This window comes from Enterobacter sp. 22466, assembly GCF_052044775.1.
Classification (GTDB): domain Bacteria; phylum Pseudomonadota; class Gammaproteobacteria; order Enterobacterales; family Enterobacteriaceae; genus Enterobacter; species Enterobacter dissolvens.
In genome coordinates this window covers 354,034-370,485 of the sequence record NZ_JBQENX010000004.1, presented here as the reverse complement: position 1 = coordinate 370,485, position 16,452 = coordinate 354,034, and the positions used below count along the sequence as shown (strand labels likewise).

General features: G+C 55.0%; 15 protein-coding genes and 1 other annotated feature. Of the genes, 10 read left to right on the top strand and 5 right to left on the bottom strand.

The features are described from left to right. Positions 1 to 13: 13 nt before the first annotated feature. Complete coding sequence (gene topA, locus ACTJJI_RS13990) at positions 14 to 2,611, bottom strand: type I DNA topoisomerase (RefSeq protein ID WP_046887713.1); 2,598 nt, start codon at positions 2,609 to 2,611, stop codon at positions 14 to 16. A gap of 399 nt (positions 2,612 to 3,010) precedes the next feature. Between topA and ACTJJI_RS13985 the strand changes: the two genes are divergently transcribed. After that, positions 3,011 to 3,262, top strand: a complete 252-nt coding sequence (locus tag ACTJJI_RS13985; RefSeq protein WP_248062048.1) for a YciN family protein — start codon at positions 3,011 to 3,013, stop codon at positions 3,260 to 3,262. A gap of 34 nt (positions 3,263 to 3,296) precedes the next feature. On the opposite strand, the gene sohB is transcribed toward ACTJJI_RS13985, so the two are convergent. Beyond that, positions 3,297 to 4,343, bottom strand: a complete 1,047-nt coding sequence (gene sohB, locus ACTJJI_RS13980; protein WP_440654494.1) for a protease SohB — start codon at positions 4,341 to 4,343, stop codon at positions 3,297 to 3,299. A 251-nt stretch (positions 4,344 to 4,594) separates the two neighbouring features. Here sohB and ACTJJI_RS13975 point away from each other — a divergent pair, with 251 nt between their 5' ends. Together ACTJJI_RS13975 and cobO are read left to right on the top strand one after the other, a co-directional pair. Continuing rightward, complete coding sequence (locus tag ACTJJI_RS13975) at positions 4,595 to 5,356, top strand: YciK family oxidoreductase (protein WP_014832225.1); 762 nt, start codon at positions 4,595 to 4,597, stop codon at positions 5,354 to 5,356. Continuing rightward, positions 5,353 to 5,943, top strand: a complete 591-nt coding sequence (gene cobO, locus ACTJJI_RS13970; RefSeq protein WP_063427619.1) for a cob(I)yrinic acid a,c-diamide adenosyltransferase — start codon at positions 5,353 to 5,355, stop codon at positions 5,941 to 5,943. The genes ACTJJI_RS13975 and cobO overlap by 4 nt, the downstream gene beginning before the upstream one ends. Before the next feature lie 36 nt (positions 5,944 to 5,979). Here the strand turns inward: cobO and rluB are convergent, their stop codons facing one another. The 3 genes from rluB to rnm form a co-directional block, all read right to left on the bottom strand. Continuing rightward, positions 5,980 to 6,855 carry a 23S rRNA pseudouridine(2605) synthase RluB gene (rluB, locus tag ACTJJI_RS13965; RefSeq protein ID WP_014832227.1) on the bottom strand — a complete coding sequence of 292 codons (876 nt, stop codon included), beginning with the start codon at positions 6,853 to 6,855 and terminating at the stop codon, positions 5,980 to 5,982. Positions 6,856 to 6,951: 96 nt separating this feature from the next. Continuing rightward, positions 6,952 to 7,572 (bottom strand): L-threonylcarbamoyladenylate synthase, encoded by a 621-nt coding sequence (locus ACTJJI_RS13960; protein ID WP_003856793.1) that lies wholly within the window; start codon positions 7,570 to 7,572, stop codon positions 6,952 to 6,954. Next, complete coding sequence (gene rnm / locus ACTJJI_RS13955; RefSeq protein ID WP_014832228.1) at positions 7,569 to 8,450, bottom strand: RNase RNM; 882 nt, start codon at positions 8,448 to 8,450, stop codon at positions 7,569 to 7,571. The genes ACTJJI_RS13960 and rnm overlap by 4 nt, the downstream gene beginning before the upstream one ends. A gap of 139 nt (positions 8,451 to 8,589) precedes the next feature. Between rnm and trpL the strand changes: the two genes are divergently transcribed. The 7 genes from trpL to ACTJJI_RS13920 all read left to right on the top strand — a co-directional run bounded on the left by trpL (position 8,590) and on the right by ACTJJI_RS13920 (position 16,438). Beyond that, complete coding sequence (trpL, locus tag ACTJJI_RS13950) at positions 8,590 to 8,634, top strand: trp operon leader peptide (RefSeq protein ID WP_106993556.1); 45 nt, start codon at positions 8,590 to 8,592, stop codon at positions 8,632 to 8,634. Next, positions 8,611 to 8,704, top strand: a sequence feature (Trp leader region). (Overlaps the previous gene by 24 nt.) Positions 8,705 to 8,729: 25 nt before the next feature. Next, positions 8,730 to 10,292, top strand: coding sequence for an anthranilate synthase component 1 (locus ACTJJI_RS13945; protein ID WP_440654490.1), 1,563 nt, complete (start codon positions 8,730 to 8,732; stop codon positions 10,290 to 10,292). Next, positions 10,292 to 11,887 carry a bifunctional anthranilate synthase glutamate amidotransferase component TrpG/anthranilate phosphoribosyltransferase TrpD gene (gene trpD, locus ACTJJI_RS13940; protein WP_047361576.1) on the top strand — a complete coding sequence of 532 codons (1,596 nt, stop codon included), beginning with the start codon at positions 10,292 to 10,294 and terminating at the stop codon, positions 11,885 to 11,887. The genes ACTJJI_RS13945 and trpD overlap by 1 nt, the downstream gene beginning before the upstream one ends. Before the next feature lie 3 nt (positions 11,888 to 11,890). Next, complete coding sequence (trpCF, locus tag ACTJJI_RS13935; RefSeq protein WP_047361575.1) at positions 11,891 to 13,249, top strand: bifunctional indole-3-glycerol-phosphate synthase TrpC/phosphoribosylanthranilate isomerase TrpF; 1,359 nt, start codon at positions 11,891 to 11,893, stop codon at positions 13,247 to 13,249. 10 nt (positions 13,250 to 13,259) lie between these two features. Next, a complete protein-coding gene (gene trpB / locus ACTJJI_RS13930; protein ID WP_014832232.1) occupies positions 13,260 to 14,453 on the top strand; it encodes a tryptophan synthase subunit beta in 1,194 nt (397 codons plus the stop codon). Continuing rightward, a complete protein-coding gene (gene trpA / locus ACTJJI_RS13925; protein ID WP_046889826.1) occupies positions 14,453 to 15,262 on the top strand; it encodes a tryptophan synthase subunit alpha in 810 nt (269 codons plus the stop codon). Before trpB ends, trpA begins: the two co-directional genes overlap by 1 nt. A gap of 594 nt (positions 15,263 to 15,856) precedes the next feature. Next, a complete protein-coding gene (locus tag ACTJJI_RS13920; RefSeq protein ID WP_440654487.1) occupies positions 15,857 to 16,438 on the top strand; it encodes an antA/AntB antirepressor family protein in 582 nt (193 codons plus the stop codon). Positions 16,439 to 16,452 lie beyond the last annotated feature (14 nt).

Below are 16,452 nucleotides of genomic sequence, written 5' to 3'. Positions count from 1 at the left end.
CGGTAAGGAAAGATTATTTCTTGCCTTCAACCCATTTACCATCAACAAAGAATGCTGACCAGCCGGTTGCCTTACCCTCTTTCTCCGCCGCAACATACTGCTGCTTCGTTTTACGGCTAAAACGCACAACGGTTTTATTGCCTTCCGGATCCTGCTGTGGCGCATCGGCCAGATAGCGCAGTTTCTCAGGCAGGCGGTCGCGGAAACGGTACAACTCTTCCACCAGTGGCGCACGGGTTTCGCGCGATTTCGGGAAGGTGTTTGCCGCCAGGAACACGCCGGCAGCACCATCACGCAGCACGAAGTAAGCGTCGGACTTCTCGCACGGCAACTCTGGCAGCGGAACCGGATCTTCCTTCGGCGGCGCGACTTCACCGTTACGCAGGATTTTACGCGTATTCTTACACTCGTCGTTGGTACAGGCCATGTACTTACCGAAGCGCCCCATTTTCAGGTGCATTTCAGAACCGCACTTCTCACACTCAACGATCGGGCCATCGTAGCCTTTAATGCGGAACTCACCCTCTTCGATCTCATATCCATCACAGGTCGGGTTATTACCGCAGACGTGCAATTTACGTTTTGGATCGATGAGGTAGCTGTCCATCGCGGTGCCGCATTTCTTACAGCGACGTTTGGCACGCAGGGCGTTGGTTTCCGCATCATCACCTTCCAGCACGTTGAGCACTTCGTTCTCAGGTACCAGGTTAATGGTGGTTTTGCAGCGTTCTTTCGGCGGCAGAGCGTAACCAGAACAACCCAGGAAAACGCCCGTGGTCGCAGTACGGATCCCCATTTTACGGCCGCAGGTTGGGCAGTCGATGCTGGTCAGGACCATCTGATTCGGCAGCATGCCGCCCTCTTCAGGGTCTTTTTCGGCTTTTTCAAGCTGGTTGGTAAAGTCGCTGAAGAAGCTGTCGAGAACCTTTTTCCACTCAGCCTGGTGGCTGGCAACCTGATCGAGGCTGTCCTCCATTTGCGCGGTGAAGTCGTAGTTCATCAGTTCGCGGAAGTTGGCTTCCAGGCGGTCAGTGACGATCTCGCCCATTTTTTCCGCATAGAAACGACGGTTTTCAACACGAACGTAACCGCGGTCCTGAATGGTCGAAATAATCGACGCATAGGTGGAAGGACGGCCGATACCGCGTTTTTCAAGCTCTTTAACCAGAGACGCTTCGCTGAAACGCGCAGGCGGCTTGGTGAAGTGCTGGGCAGGCACGAGGTCGACCAGAGAGAGCTCATCCCCTTTGTTTACCGCAGGCAGCGTTCTGTCTTCATCACCCTTACGCAGCGCAGGCATCACTTTCGTCCAGCCATCGAAGCGCAGGATACGGCCACGCGCTTTCAGGCGGAAATCACCCGCGCCTACAGTCAGCGTGGTGGAGTCATACTGTGCAGGCGTCATCTGACAGGCCACGAACTGACGCCAGATGAGCTGATACAGCTTCTGGGCATCCGCTTCCATATCTTTCAGCGATTCGGCTAACACGGAGACGTCAGAAGGACGAATCGCTTCGTGCGCTTCCTGTGAGTTCTCCTTGCTGGCGTACTGGTTTTCACTCGCTGGCAGGTATTTCTTGCCGAAGTTGTCACTGATGTAGCCGCGCACCATGTTGACGGCATCCTGACTTAGGTTGGTCGAGTCAGTACGCATGTAGGTGATATAACCAGCTTCATAGAGACGCTGGGCCATCATCATGGTTTTCTTCACGCCATAACCCAGGCGCGTGCTCGCCGCCTGTTGCAGCGTAGACGTAATAAACGGTGCGCCAGGTTTGCTGCTGGTCGGTTTGTCTTCACGCTCAAGAACCTGATAGCGTGCTTTTTCCAGCAGCGCCACAGCAGCCATGGTCTGGTCACGGTTTTCTGGACGGAACGGTTTGTCATTCTGATGACTCACCTGCAGCGGCAGTGCATCTCCGCCTGGCGTGGTGACATTGGCATCCACTTCCCAGAACTCTTCCGGGACGAAGGCTTTAATTTCACGCTCACGCTCAACAACAAGACGCACGGCAACGGACTGCACACGCCCTGCGGACAGGCCGCGGGCAATCTTTTTCCACAGCAGTGGAGAAACCATGTAGCCCACAACGCGGTCCATGAAACGGCGTGCCTGCTGCGCGTTAACACGGTCAATGTTCAGTTCACCCGGCTTCTCAAACGCCTGACGAATCGCATTCTTCGTAATTTCGTTAAACACTACACGGCTGTAGCGTTTGTCATCACCCCCGATCACTTCCCGCAGGTGCCAGGCAATGGCTTCCCCTTCGCGGTCAAGGTCGGTTGCGAGATAGATGTGGTCTGCTTTTTCAGCAAGCTGCTTCAGCTCGTTAACGACTTTTTCTTTGCCGGGCAGCACTTCATAGTGTGCATCCCAGTTATGCCATGGGTTAACACCCATGCGGTTGACAAGCGCGCTACGTTCATCCTTTTTAGGCTTTTTAGCCCCTTTGGTGGAGGTAGAGTCTGCGCTCTTTTTGCTGGCTGAGCCACTGGTCGGCAAATCGCGGATGTGACCGACGCTGGACTTAACCACGTAGTCATTACCCAGATACTTATTGATCGTTTTGGCTTTTGCCGGGGACTCAACGATGACGAGAGCTTTACCCATATTCACCTTTACCTAATTTAATTCTTCCAGGAATACGCCGCATGTTGATTTCCCTTCCGCTGACGACGAGCCATTGATATTGCGACTGCGTCAGGGGATATCAACCCCTTTGTCTAACTGAACGTCAAAGCGTTAACGCCCAGGTGATTGAGTTATCGGGTATTTTTCTCACATCGGATGTAATTCGTGACGAATTCCCGCTTGAATGTCAAGCAATTCTGTTGCCAGAATGACGAAAGCGCACACTCTACCTGATAAAATTCGTTACGCAACTTTATTAGCATGCAAAAGCAAATCCCGCCAGCCAGGTCACCGCGCCTTACCCCCTCACATTACAGGGAAAATTTGCCCCTAAAGCGCCCCGGGCGTAGACTATTGTCACTGTTTAAGGAGTGGATTATGCAGAATACAACCCAACCGATTGATCGAGCCTCACTGCTTATCGAAGCAAATAAGCTGATTCGTGACCATGAAGACACCCTGTCGGGCATTGAAGCGACCGGCGTGGAACAACGTAACGGCGTGCTGGTATTCAGCGGCGAATACTTCCTTGACGAACAAGGGTTACCTACCCCGAAAAGCACCGCCGTGTTCAATATGTTTAAATACCTGGCGCACACGCTTTCAGAGAAATATCACCTGGTCGATTAACGTAAAACGCGAGGCACTGGCCTCGCGTTTTTGTTTACAGCAACGGTTTTTGTCCGCGTTGCAACCAGCGGAGCAGCAGGCGATCCGCGCTTTCCGCCGCGCTATTCGTAAAGCGGTCAAGCAGTCGCTTACGCTGGGTAAAGCGCACGCCAACCAGTTCACGCCCTTCCATCAGATTCAACAGCAGGTCGTCACTGGTGCCCACGTCATCCACCAGCCCTTTTTCCTGCGCCTGCGTACCGCACCAGTGCTCACCTGTTGCCACCTGCTCAATATCAAGCGCCGGGCGCATACGGTGCACAAAGTCTTTAAAGAGGTGATGGGTTTCATTGAGATCTTCTCGGAATTTCTGACGTCCTTCTTCCGTGTTCTCCCCCAGCAGCGTCAGGGTACGTTTGTACTGACCCGCCGTATGTAATTCAATGTCGATCTCTTTGCTTTTCAGGAAGCGGTTAAAGTTCGGGATTTGCGCCACCACGCCGATGGAGCCAATAATAGAAAACGGTGCCGCGACAATTTTATCCGCCACGCAGGCCATCATATAACCGCCGCTCGCTGCGACTTTATCCACCGCGACGGTCAGCGGGATCTGTTTTTCACGCAGACGCTGTAGCTGCGAAGCCGCCAGCCCATAACCATGAACGACCCCACCCGGACTCTCGAGACGGACAACCACCTGATCCTGCGGTTTAGCCACGGCAAGCACAGCGGTGACTTCTTCACGCAGGGAGGCAACTTCATGGGCATCCATACTGCCTTTAAAATCGAGCACGTAGACGCGTGGTTTAGCCTTTTCCTGCGCCGCATTAAGCTTCGCTTTCGCTTTTGCCGCTTTGGCGTCCTGTTTATGCTTTTTCTTCTGCGCTTTGTGCCACAGTTTCTGTTGATGACTATCAAGCAGAGCCAGCGACATCTCTTCCTGCATCTCTTGATACTGTTCGCTCAGGCGGGTAATGCGTAACTCACCACGCTGACGTTTGCGCTGCGTCAGGTTGACAACCAGAACGGCAACCACCGCAATGGCAATCACCACCGTCGCGATTTTTGCCAAAAACAACCCATATTGAGAAAGTAATTCCACGCGTTCCACCTTGATTTAACCACGAATCTTTCACGGCAGTGTACAACAGCCCTGCCCATGCGTCTCGCTCGTGACATTACCTCTGCGAGCCGTCTTCAGGAATCCCCCGATTCTGGTTTAAATATTTGCAAATTGTTAATTTCACAGCAATGCGTCCTGTAGACTGATTGAATTCTCATGCTAATTCGGGCATAAAGCCGAAAAGTCATAAAAGAAGGCGTCTTTGAGTTACTGTGCGCCAGGGGGTCACCGTGCATTATCAACCGCAAAAAAATCTGCTGCAGAACCGCATCATTCTTGTCACCGGTGCCAGCGATGGAATTGGCCGCGAAGCGGCACTCACGTACGCTGAATATGGCGCAAGCGTCATCCTTATTGGCCGTAACGAAGAAAAACTGAAAGGTGTGGCTCAGGAGATTGAAGCCGCAGGCGGCTCTTCCGCCCGCTGGTATACGCTCGATTTGCTCACCTGCACACCCGCAACATGCCAGGAACTTGCCCAACGTATCAGCACCCACTACCCACGGCTGGATGGCGTACTGCACAATGCCGGCTTGCTTGGGGAAGTTCGCCCAATGGATGAACAGGATCCTGAGATTTGGCAGCAGGTCATGCAGGTCAATATCAACGGAACGTTTTTCCTGACCCAGGCACTGCTTCCTTTATTACTTAACTCTGATTCCGGCTCACTGGTGTTCACCTCCTCGAGCGTAGGACGCGAAGGTCGCGCAAACTGGGGGGCGTATGCCGTCTCAAAATTCGCGACCGAAGGGATGATGCAGGTGCTGGCGGAAGAGTATCAAAGCCGTCATCTGCGTGTGAACTGCATTAACCCAGGCGGAACGCGTACCAAAATGCGCGCCAGCGCCTTCCCGACGGAAGATCCACAGAAGCTAAAAACGCCGGCAGATATCATGCCACTCTATCTCTGGCTGATGGGCGATGACAGCCGCCGCAAAACCGGGATGACCTTTGATGCCCAGCCAGGCCGTAAACCCGGGATTTCGCAATGAGTGAAGAACGTCATCAACAGCGCCAGCAGCGCCTGAAAGAACAGGTTGATGCCCGTGTTGCCGCTGCGCAGGACGAGCGCGGGATTATCATCGTGTTTACCGGCAACGGCAAAGGCAAAACCACCGCCGCGTTTGGTACGGCCACGCGCGCCGTAGGACACGGGCAGAAAGTGGGCGTGATTCAGTTCATTAAAGGCGAATGGCCCAACGGTGAACGTAATTTACTCGAACCGCTCGGGGTTGAGTTCCAGGTGATGGCAACAGGATTTACGTGGGATACACAGAACCGGGAGACTGATACAGCCGCCTGTCTCGCGGTCTGGGAGCATGCCAAACGAATGCTGGCGGATCCCACGCTAAACATGGTGCTGCTGGATGAGCTCACCTACATGGTCGCCTACGATTATCTGCCGCTGGACGCCGTGCTGGAGGCGTTGAAGAACCGCCCGGCGCATCAGACGGTGATCGTCACGGGGCGAGGTTGTCATCGGGATATTCTGGAGCTGGCAGATACCGTCAGCGAATTGCGCCCGGTGAAACATGCTTTTGATGCCGGTATAAAAGCGCAAATCGGTATTGATTACTAAGAAAAAAGCCCGGCGATGTTAGCCGGGCTTTTATTTTTAACCGTTGTTATTACGGCTGCCAGAGCGGCGATTGTTGCTTACCTGGCTGTGACGTTTCACCGCACGGCGGATCTGGTTCGCCTTCATGCGACGACGATCTTTCTCTACCGCCACTTTTGAGGTGGTTTCTGGCGTCAGGCCAACCAGCTCACGCAAGTAGTTGGTCTGGGTCAGGTCCAGTTCGGTATACCCACCGCGTGGTAAACCTTTTGGCAGCAGAATGTCGCCATAGCGAACACGGATCAGACGGCTAACCTGCACACCCACCGCTTCCCACAGACGACGAACCTCACGGTTACGGCCTTCGGTCAGGGTGACGTTGTACCACTGGTTGATGCCTTCGCCGCCGGTAAATTTGATCGTTTTGAACGCCGCAGGGCCGTCTTCCAGTTGGACGCCACGAGACAGGTCGCGCAGTTTGTTCTCATCAACCTGGCCAAACACGCGCACGGCGTATTCGCGTTCCACTTCACGGCTTGGGTGCATCAGACGGTTTGCCAGCTCACCATCCGTCGTGAACAACAGCAGACCGCAGGTGTTCACATCCAGACGGCCAACGGCAATCCAGCGTGCGCCACGCAGTTTAGGCAGACGGTCAAATACCGTCGGACGCCCTTCAGGGTCGTTACGCGTACACAGCTCACCTTCCGGCTTGTAGTACGCGAGCACGCGGCAGATCTGTTCAGCAGATTCTTTGACCGAGATAAGATGACCGTCGATACGGATCTTAAGCCCCGGAACGATTTCTACGCGGTCACCCAGCGTGGCGATTTTACCGTCCACACTCACGCGGCCGGCTTCAATAATGGCTTCGATTTCACGGCGTGAGCCGTGGCCGGCACGCGCCAGCACTTTCTGTAACTTCTCGCTCATTGAGCTTCCTCAGGTGTCGCCTTCACAGGCGTCGAATCAGGTCAAACCAGGGCCATGCCCCGATTTGATGGCCGCGTAGTATAGCTGCTTACACCCTTACAAGAAAGGCTTAACATCACCCACACCTTCACGAATCACTTCCGGTGCATCTTCAGTTAAGTCGACCACTGTGGTCGGCTGTTGGCCAAGATAGCCACCGTGAATAATCAGTTCAACCACCTTCTCCAGACGATCTTTAATCTCTTCCGGATCGGACTCGGTGAATTCACTGCCGGGCAGCATCAGCGAGGTCGAGAGCATCGGCTCGCCAAGGGTTTCCAGCAAGGCCTGGGCAATTGGGTTAGAGGGTACGCGCATCCCGATGGTTTTGCGCTTTTCCTGCAACAGACGGCGTGGAACTTCCTTCGTCCCTTTCAGGATGAAGGTGTAGTTGCCCGGCGTGTTATTTTTAATCAGACGAAATGCCACGTTATCAACATAAGCATAGGTCGACAATTCGGACAGGTCGCGACACATCAGGGTAAAGTTGTGGCCGTCCGGCAACTGGCGAATGCGGCAAATACGCTCCATCGCCCCTTTATCTTCAATCTTGCAGCCCAGAGCGTAACCCGAATCGGTCGGGTAGACGATAACGCCACCTTTTCGCACGATCTCCACGGCCTGATTAATCAGACGCGGCTGCGGGTTATCCGGATGAATATAGAAAAACTGACTCATACTTCCCTCTCTTCAAGTTGCTGTGGCTGTTCCCAGAGCTGCCAGACAGGATCGACGCCTGCGGGTAGCCAGAGCTTACGTCCCAGCTCGATCCACGCACAGGGCTGATGAAAATCTGAACCTTGTGACGCCAGCAAACCGAACTGACGCGCGTAGGTCGCAAGCTGCGAACGCTCGTTGGGCGCCTGCTGACACTGGGCGACTTCCATCGCCTCGCCACCGCATTCGGCAAAATGCGCCAGCAGTCTTTTCAGCCATTTAGCAGAAAGATTATACCGCCCCGGATGGGCCAGCACGGCCTTACCGCCAGAATGATGAATCACATCAATAGCTTGTTTTATTGTACACCACTGTGGCGGAACGTATCCGGTTTTCCCGCGAGCCAGATAGCGTTTAAAGACATCCGCTATCGTCGTCGCCTTGCCCGCGTCCACCAGAAAACGGGCAAAATGGCCGCGCGTCACCGCTCCACCGTTCGCCAGCTTTTGCGCACCTTCAAGTGCGCCCGGAATATGCGCCTTTTCAAGACGCTCACCGATCATTGCTGCACGCTGGTTGCGGCGCGTTTTTTGTTCTTGCAAAAACGCACACATTACCGGATGGTCTATATCGATATTCAGGCCAACAATATGAATTTCGTGATTCTCCCAGACGGTCGATATCTCGACGCCGGGAACCAGATTGAGCGCCAGACCGCTGCGGGCAATCTCAGCGCGCGCAGCCGGAATCGCATCGGTTGTATCGTGATCGGTTATGGCTAGCGTGCCGACACGCATCTCAACGGCACGATGAACCAACGCTTCGGGCGTCAGCAGACCATCAGAAGCCTGGGTATGGCTGTGTAAATCATAAATTACGGCGTAGGTGGTATCGCTCAAAGCACTTCCCGTCACAGGTTAAAGACATCTTAAAAGCCCATGATACCGACTTGCCACGAAATTCTGAAATCAAGGGTTGACAACACGCCATCGAACTAGTTAACTAGTACGCAAGTTCACACGAGAAAGGTATCTGAAAATGACTGCACATTTTACTCTGCACGGTTGGTGGCGCACTTCCTGACTTTCGGGCAGTGTCACACGTCTGCGTACAGCAAACAGATACCCGCCCGCTCACCAGCGGGCTTTTTTTTGAACAGAATAAATGAGAACAACATAATGCAAACAGCCAAACCACACCTCGAATTGCTGACCAGCGAGGCGGCCTATCGCCACAACCCAACCGCGCTGTTTCATCAGGTCTGCGGTGCGCGTCCAGCCACGTTGTTGCTGGAGTCCGCTGATATCGACAGCAAAGACGATCTCAAGAGCCTGCTGTTGGTCGACAGCGCACTGCGCATTACCGCGCTAGGTGACACTGTCACTATCAGGGCGTTGTCAGACAACGGTGCGGCCCTGCTGCCATTGCTGGATGCGAGCCTGCCTGCTGGTATCCAGAATGAACACCATCCGGAAATGCGGGTTCTGCACTTCCCGCCGGTGAGCCAGTTGCTGGACGAAGACGCGCGCCTTTGCTCTCTTTCCGTTTTTGATGCCTTCCGCCTGCTGCAAAATCTGGTCACCGTGCCGGAAGACGAACGCGAAGCAATGTTCTTCGGCGGGCTGTTTGCCTACGACCTGGTAGCCGGCTTCGAAGATTTACGGGAGATCGAACAGGGTAACCGCTGCCCGGACTACTGCTTCTATCTGGCCGAAACCTTACTGGTGATCGACCACCAGAAAAAATACACCCGTATTCAGGCAAGCCTCTTCACGCCATCAGCAACGGAGAAAAAACGTCTTGAGCAGCGTATTGCGCAGTTACAGCTGAAAATGACTGAAGCGCCGCCTGAGTTGCCTGTACAGCGCGTCGAGAAGATGACCTGCGATGTTAATCAGAGCGACGATCAGTACGGTGCCGTGGTTCGCCAGATGCAAAAAGCGATTCGCGCCGGAGAAATTTTCCAGGTGGTTCCGTCCCGTCGTTTCTCTCTGCCCTGCCCGTCGCCGCTGGCGGCCTATGAGGTGTTGAAAAAGAGCAACCCAAGCCCGTACATGTTCTTTATGCAGGACAACGATTTCACCCTGTTTGGTGCGTCGCCAGAAAGCTCACTGAAATATGACGCCACCAGCCGCCAGATTGAGATCTACCCGATTGCCGGAACCCGTCCACGCGGCCGTCGCGCCGATGGAACACTGGATCGCGATCTCGACAGCCGTATCGAGCTGGAGATGCGTACCGACCATAAAGAGCTCTCCGAGCATCTGATGCTGGTTGACCTGGCCCGTAACGACCTGGCACGCATTTGTACCCCAGGGAGCCGCTACGTGGCGGATTTAACCAAAGTTGATCGTTACTCGTTTGTCATGCATCTGGTGTCCCGCGTGGTGGGCGAACTGCGCAGCGACCTCGACGTGCTCCACGCCTACCGCGCCTGTATGAACATGGGTACGCTGAGCGGCGCGCCGAAAGTCCGTGCTATGCAACTGATTGCTGCAGCTGAAGGACGCCGTCGCGGAAGCTACGGCGGTGCAGTGGGATATTTCACCGCCCACGGCGATCTGGATACCTGCATTGTGATCCGCTCCGCCTACGTCGAAGACGGTATCGCCACCGTGCAGGCGGGCGCAGGCATTGTTCTTGATTCTGTTCCGCAGTCTGAAGCTGACGAAACCCGCAGTAAAGCCCGCGCGGTATTGCGCGCCATTGCTACCGCACATCACGCACAGGAGATTTTCTGATGGCTGACATTCTGCTGCTCGATAACATCGACTCTTTTACCTATAACCTGGCAGATCAGCTGCGTGCGAATGGTCATAACGTCGTTATCTATCGTAACCATGTTCCGGCACAGACGCTGATAGACCGTCTTGCAACCATGCAAAACCCGGTGCTGATGCTCTCCCCTGGCCCCGGCGCCCCCAGCGAAGCAGGCTGTATGCCGGAGCTGCTGACCCGTATGCGCGGTAAACTGCCGATTATCGGCATCTGCCTGGGTCACCAGGCGATAGTGGAAGCCTATGGCGGCTACGTGGGTCAGGCAGGCGAAATTCTGCACGGCAAAGCCTCCAGCATTGAACATGACGGCCAGGCGATGTTTGCCGGGCTGCCGAATCCACTGCCGGTTGCGCGTTACCACTCGCTGGTAGGCAGTAACATCCCTGCCGGCCTGACCATTAACGCCTCGTTTGAAGGGATGGTGATGGCCGTGCGCCACGATGCGGATCGCGTCTGCGGCATGCAGTTCCATCCGGAGTCGATTCTCACGACCCACGGCGCGCGTCTGCTGGAGCAGACGCTGGACTGGGCGTTGCAGAAACTGGAGCAGACCAACACGCTGCAACCGATTCTTGAAAAACTGTATCAGGCGCAGACCCTGAGCCAGCAGGAGAGCCACCAGCTCTTCTCCGCCGTGGTTCGCGGTGAGCTGAAACCTGAACAGCTGGCGGCCGCGCTGGTAAGCATGAAAGTGCGCGGCGAAAGCCCGCAAGAAATTGCCGGTGCCGCCACGGCCCTGCTGGAAAATGCCGCCCCCTTCCCACGCCCGGATTATCAGTTCGCGGATATCGTCGGCACCGGGGGAGATGGCAGCAACAGCATCAATATCTCCACCGCCAGCGCCTTCGTGGCCGCAGCGTGTGGCCTGAAAGTGGCAAAACACGGTAACCGCAGCGTCTCCAGCCGCTCGGGGTCATCCGATTTGCTGGCTGCCTTCGGTATTAACCTGGATATGAACGCCGAACGCTCCCGTGAAGCGCTGGACGATTTGGGCGTCTGCTTCCTGTTTGCGCCGAAGTATCACACTGGTTTCCGCCACGCGATGCCGGTTCGCCAGCAGCTTAAAACGCGCACGCTGTTTAACGTGCTGGGGCCACTGATCAACCCGGCTCATCCGCCGCTGGCACTGATCGGCGTTTACAGCCCGGAGCTGGTCCTGCCGATTGCAGAAACCCTGCGCGTGCTCGGTTATCAGCGCGCGGCAGTGGTTCACAGCGGGGGGATGGATGAAGTGTCGCTTCACGCGCCAACCCTGGTCGCGGAACTGCGCGACGGCGAGATCCTGAGCTACCAGCTTGAAGCCGCTGACTTTGGTTTAACGCCATATCACCAGGAGGCACTGGCAGGCGGCACGCCAGAAGAAAACCGTGACATTCTCACGCGCTTATTACAAGGTAAGGGAGAGGTCGCCCATGAGGCTGCCGTGGCAGCCAACGTCGCCATGCTGATGCGATTGCACGGCGAGGAGGACCTCAAAGCCAACGCACAAAAAGTTCTGGACGTACTGCGCTCTGGTGCAGCTTACGATCGCGTTACCGCACTTGCGGCAAGAGGGTAAAGAATGCAGACCGTTTTAGCGAAAATCGTTGCCGATAAGGCCATCTGGGTGGAAGCCCGCAAAGCGCAGCAACCGCTTGCCAGTTTTCAGAACGACGTCGTCCCAAGCAGCCGTCGTTTCTATGATGCCCTGCAGGGCGCGCGCACCGCATTTATTCTTGAGTGCAAAAAAGCGTCCCCATCGAAAGGCGTTATCCGCGAGGATTTCGATCCGGCGCGTATTGCCGGCATTTATAAGCATCATGCGTCCGCGATCTCCGTGCTGACGGATGAGAAATATTTCCAGGGCAGCTTTGATTTTCTGCCTGTGGTCAGCGGCATCGCGCCGCAACCGATTCTGTGCAAAGACTTTATTATCGACCCGTACCAGATCTGGCTGGCGCGTTTTTACCAGGCTGACGCCTGCCTGCTGATGCTCTCAGTGCTCGACGATGAGCAGTATCGCCAGCTGGCTGCGGTGGCGCACAGCCTCAACATGGGCGTGCTGACCGAGGTGAGCAACGAAGAAGAGCTGGAGCGAGCCATTGCACTGCAGGCGAAAGTGGTCGGGATTAACAACCGCGATCTGCGCGATCTGTCAATTGACCTGAACCGTACGCGCCAGCTGGCACCGCGTCTGGGTTCTGGCGTGACCGTTATCAGTGAATCCGGGATCAACAGCTACGCCCAGGTGCGCGAACTGAGCCACTTCGCCAACGGTTTCCTGATTGGCTCCGCGATGATGGCACATGACGATCTCAATGCCGCAGTGCGTCGCGTGTTGTTGGGTGAAAACAAAGTGTGCGGCTTAACCCGCGAACAGGATGCCCAGGCCGCCTATGAGGCGGGGGCTATTTACGGCGGGCTGATCTTTGTGGACTCCTCACCGCGTGCGGTGAGCGATGAGCAGGCACGCAAGGTGATCGCGGCCGCCCCACTCAGCTATGTGGGCGTCTTCCGTAACGCTGATATTGCTGACGTGGCGGCAAAAGCCGAAGCGTTATCCCTGAGCGCAGTACAGTTGCACGGTGATGAAGATCAGGCGTACATCGATGCCCTGCGTGCCGTGCTGGCTCCTCAGGTTCAGATCTGGAAAGCGCAGAGCGTCGGCAGTGTCCTCCCCGCGCGTAACCTGAATCATGTTGATAAATACGTGCTCGATAACGGCCAGGGCGGTACAGGCCAGCGTTTTGACTGGTCACTGCTGAACGGTGAAGTGCTGGACAATGTCCTGCTGGCGGGTGGACTTAGCCCGGATAACTGTGTGGAAGCAGCCAAAACCGGCTGCGCAGGCCTCGATTTCAATTCAGGCGTAGAGTCGCAACCGGGCATCAAAGATGCCAGTAAGCTGGCCTCGGTATTCAAAACTCTGCGTGCATATTAAGGAAGAAAAAATGACGACATTACTAAACCCGTATTTTGGTGAGTTCGGTGGAATGTACGTTCCGCAGATCCTGATGCCCGCGCTGCGCCAGCTTGAAGAAGCGTTTGTGAGCGCACAGAAAGACCCAGCGTTTCAGGCTGAATTTACTGACCTGCTGAAAAACTACGCGGGACGTCCAACGGCGTTGACCAAATGCCGTAACCTGACCGCTGGCACCAAAACCACGCTGTACCTCAAGCGTGAAGACCTGCTGCACGGTGGCGCGCATAAAACCAACCAGGTGTTAGGACAGGCGCTGCTGGCAAAACGGATGGGCAAAACCGAGATCATCGCCGAAACCGGTGCGGGTCAACACGGTGTGGCATCGGCACTGGCCAGCGCCCTGCTCGGCCTGAAATGCCGCATCTATATGGGAGCGAAAGACGTTGAGCGTCAGTCTCCAAACGTGTTCCGTATGCGTCTGATGGGTGCAGAAGTGATCCCGGTGCACAGTGGTTCAGCCACGCTGAAAGATGCCTGTAACGAAGCGCTGCGCGACTGGTCTGGCAGCTATGAAACCGCGCACTACATGCTTGGCACGGCCGCTGGCCCACACCCGTTCCCGACTATCGTGCGTGAATTCCAGCGCATGATTGGTGAAGAGACCAAAGCCCAGATCCTTGAAAAAGAAGGTCGTCTGCCGGATGCGGTGATCGCCTGCGTGGGCGGGGGATCAAACGCTATCGGGATGTTCGCTGATTTTATCGACGAAACCCGTGTTGGTCTGATTGGCGTGGAGCCTGCTGGTCACGGGATTGAAACCGGTGAGCACGGCGCACCGCTGAAACATGGCCGCGTGGGGATCTACTTCGGCATGAAAGCGCCGATGATGCAGACCGATGAGGGCCAGATTGAAGAGTCGTACTCTATTTCTGCCGGTCTGGACTTCCCGTCCGTCGGGCCACAGCATGCGTTCCTGAATAGCACCGGACGCGCGGACTACGTCTCCATTACCGATGACGAAGCGCTGGACGCGTTTAAGACGCTGTGTCGTAACGAAGGGATCATCCCGGCGCTGGAGTCCTCGCATGCCCTGGCGCACGCGCTGAAAATGATGAAAGCAAATCCGGAAAAAGAGCAACTGCTGGTCGTTAACCTTTCCGGTCGCGGTGACAAAGATATCTTCACCGTTCACGATATTCTGAAAGCACGAGGGGAAATCTGATGGAACGCTACGATAACGCATTTGCACAACTGAAATCCCGCCAGGAAGGCGCGTTCGTTCCCTTCGTCACCCTGGGCGATCCGGGCCCGGAGCAGTCGCTAAAAATTATCGACGCCCTGATAGAAGCCGGTGCCGATGCGCTGGAGCTGGGGATCCCGTTCTCTGATCCTCTGGCGGATGGCCCGACCATTCAAAACGCCACCCTGCGTGCCTTTGCCGCGGGTGTGACTCCAACGCAGTGTTTTGAGATGCTGGCCGCGATCCGCCAGAAGCACCCGACCATTCCGATTGGCCTGCTGATGTATGCCAACCTGGTCTTTAACCGCGGAATCGACGAATTTTATGCCGAGTGCGCGCGGGTCGGCGTTGACTCCGTGCTGGTGGCCGACGTCCCGGTTGAAGAGTCTGCACCATTCCGCCAGGCGGCTATGCGTCACAACGTAGCGCCGATTTTCATCTGCCCGCCAAACGCGGATGACGAACTGCTGCGCCAGATTGCCTCTTACGGCCGGGGTTACACCTACCTGCTCTCCCGCGCGGGCGTGACGGGTGCAGAGAACAAAGCCGCGCTGCCGCTGCACCATCTGGTAGAAAAACTGGCTGAATACCACGCAGCACCTCCGCTGCAGGGATTCGGGATTTCATCCCCGGATCAGGTTACGGCGGCAATTGACGCAAAAGCGGCAGGCGCGATCTCCGGCTCTGCTATCGTCAAAATCATTGAGAAGAACGTGGACAAGCCCGAGCAGATGCTGACTGAACTCAAAGCATTTGTTACGGCGATGAAAGCCGCAACGCGTAAAGCATGACCCTTCCACCGTCTGGCGACTCAGCCAGACGGTCTTCCTCTTATATTCCCGCTATCACTTAAGCGTTACGCCAAAATTGATCCCATCGATATTTTCGGCGTGAATGGCTTTTCAAACCTTGCCGTAAGCGTATGATTTGGTCTCTTTTCAGCTTTAAACCTTCTGAGTTCAAAGAAACAAGAAAAGAATAACTTTCCCTTTTAATTCAAAAAGATAAATCCATTTTCAGTCTGTTTTTTGATGCATTTTACGTTGCGTGAACGTAAGCATTATCATGCACTTACGCCTAGGTTTGGAGAATGATTTTTTGACCGACGTTGACATAAAAATGATTTTTTCCAATACTCGACCTGCACCAGCAAAATCTGGTGTCGGGATTGGCGTCCTGGATAGAGACCGCGACAACAACACACCGCAAGCGTGTTTTTGATTGTCGTTTGCATAGTCACATCTTCGCATTATGGTGGGCTGTGTGGGGGCGGAGCAATCCGCGCCGGTTGGTTTCTCCGGTTACGCCAACCCTGCACAGTTCACCACCTAACTGATTGGCGTCAGCGGTGGTGATTAATCATGAAACCAAATGAGGGCGTCACTATGACCACTCAACTTATCCCCCTCTTTAACGGCAAGATTTGCAATGAAACTACCCTTCTCTGTGGTGCGCGCGATCTCCATGCGTTCTTATCAGTCGGAAAAGTTTTTGCAGCCTGGATAAAAGATCGCATTGCCGATTATGGCCTCATTGAAAATCAAGACTACGTTTTGCTTTCCAATCCTGGAAAGCAAAATTCTGGACGAGGTGGCCACAACCGGAAGGATTACCATCTCACACTCGACACCGCCAAAGAACTGGCTATGGTAGAACGGAACGATAAAGGCAGAGAGATTCGCCGCTACTTCATAGAGTGTGAAAGAAAGTTAAAACAGCAAACTTCCAGCCCCACTCATCAGGGTAATTACGCAGTAATCACCTACTTCGAAAACGTTCTGCCCGTGGCCTGTCACCCTCTTATGCCTGGCGAAGTGGTTATGAACCCCGATTCGTGCCTGGAACATGTGATCCGTTCCGGCTATGTGGTAATGCCGTGCGATGAAGCGGAAAAATTCATGCTCGGCGAGATACAGAAAATGATCTCCATAACACGGCAAGCGCGTGATCGGTGGATGCAACCTTAACCACACAGGGCAGC

Excerpts from the sequence above, each read along its gene's own strand:
- topA (WP_046887713.1), bottom strand. The coding sequence starts at position 2,611 with ATGGGTAAAGCTCTCGTCATCGTTGAGTCCCCGGCAAAAGCCAAAACG.
- ACTJJI_RS13985 (WP_248062048.1), top strand. The coding sequence starts at position 3,011 with ATGCAGAATACAACCCAACCGATTGATCGAGCCTCACTGCTTATCGAA.
- cobO (WP_063427619.1), top strand. The coding sequence starts at position 5,353 with ATGAGTGAAGAACGTCATCAACAGCGCCAGCAGCGCCTGAAAGAACAG.
- rluB (WP_014832227.1), bottom strand. The coding sequence starts at position 6,855 with ATGAGCGAGAAGTTACAGAAAGTGCTGGCGCGTGCCGGCCACGGCTCA.
- ACTJJI_RS13960 (WP_003856793.1), bottom strand. The coding sequence starts at position 7,572 with ATGAGTCAGTTTTTCTATATTCATCCGGATAACCCGCAGCCGCGTCTG.
- ACTJJI_RS13945 (WP_440654490.1), top strand. The coding sequence starts at position 8,730 with ATGCAAACAGCCAAACCACACCTCGAATTGCTGACCAGCGAGGCGGCC.
- trpD (WP_047361576.1), top strand. The coding sequence starts at position 10,292 with ATGGCTGACATTCTGCTGCTCGATAACATCGACTCTTTTACCTATAAC.
- trpCF (WP_047361575.1), top strand. The coding sequence starts at position 11,891 with ATGCAGACCGTTTTAGCGAAAATCGTTGCCGATAAGGCCATCTGGGTG.
- trpB (WP_014832232.1), top strand. The coding sequence starts at position 13,260 with ATGACGACATTACTAAACCCGTATTTTGGTGAGTTCGGTGGAATGTAC.
- trpA (WP_046889826.1), top strand. The coding sequence starts at position 14,453 with ATGGAACGCTACGATAACGCATTTGCACAACTGAAATCCCGCCAGGAA.
- ACTJJI_RS13920 (WP_440654487.1), top strand. The coding sequence starts at position 15,857 with ATGACCACTCAACTTATCCCCCTCTTTAACGGCAAGATTTGCAATGAA.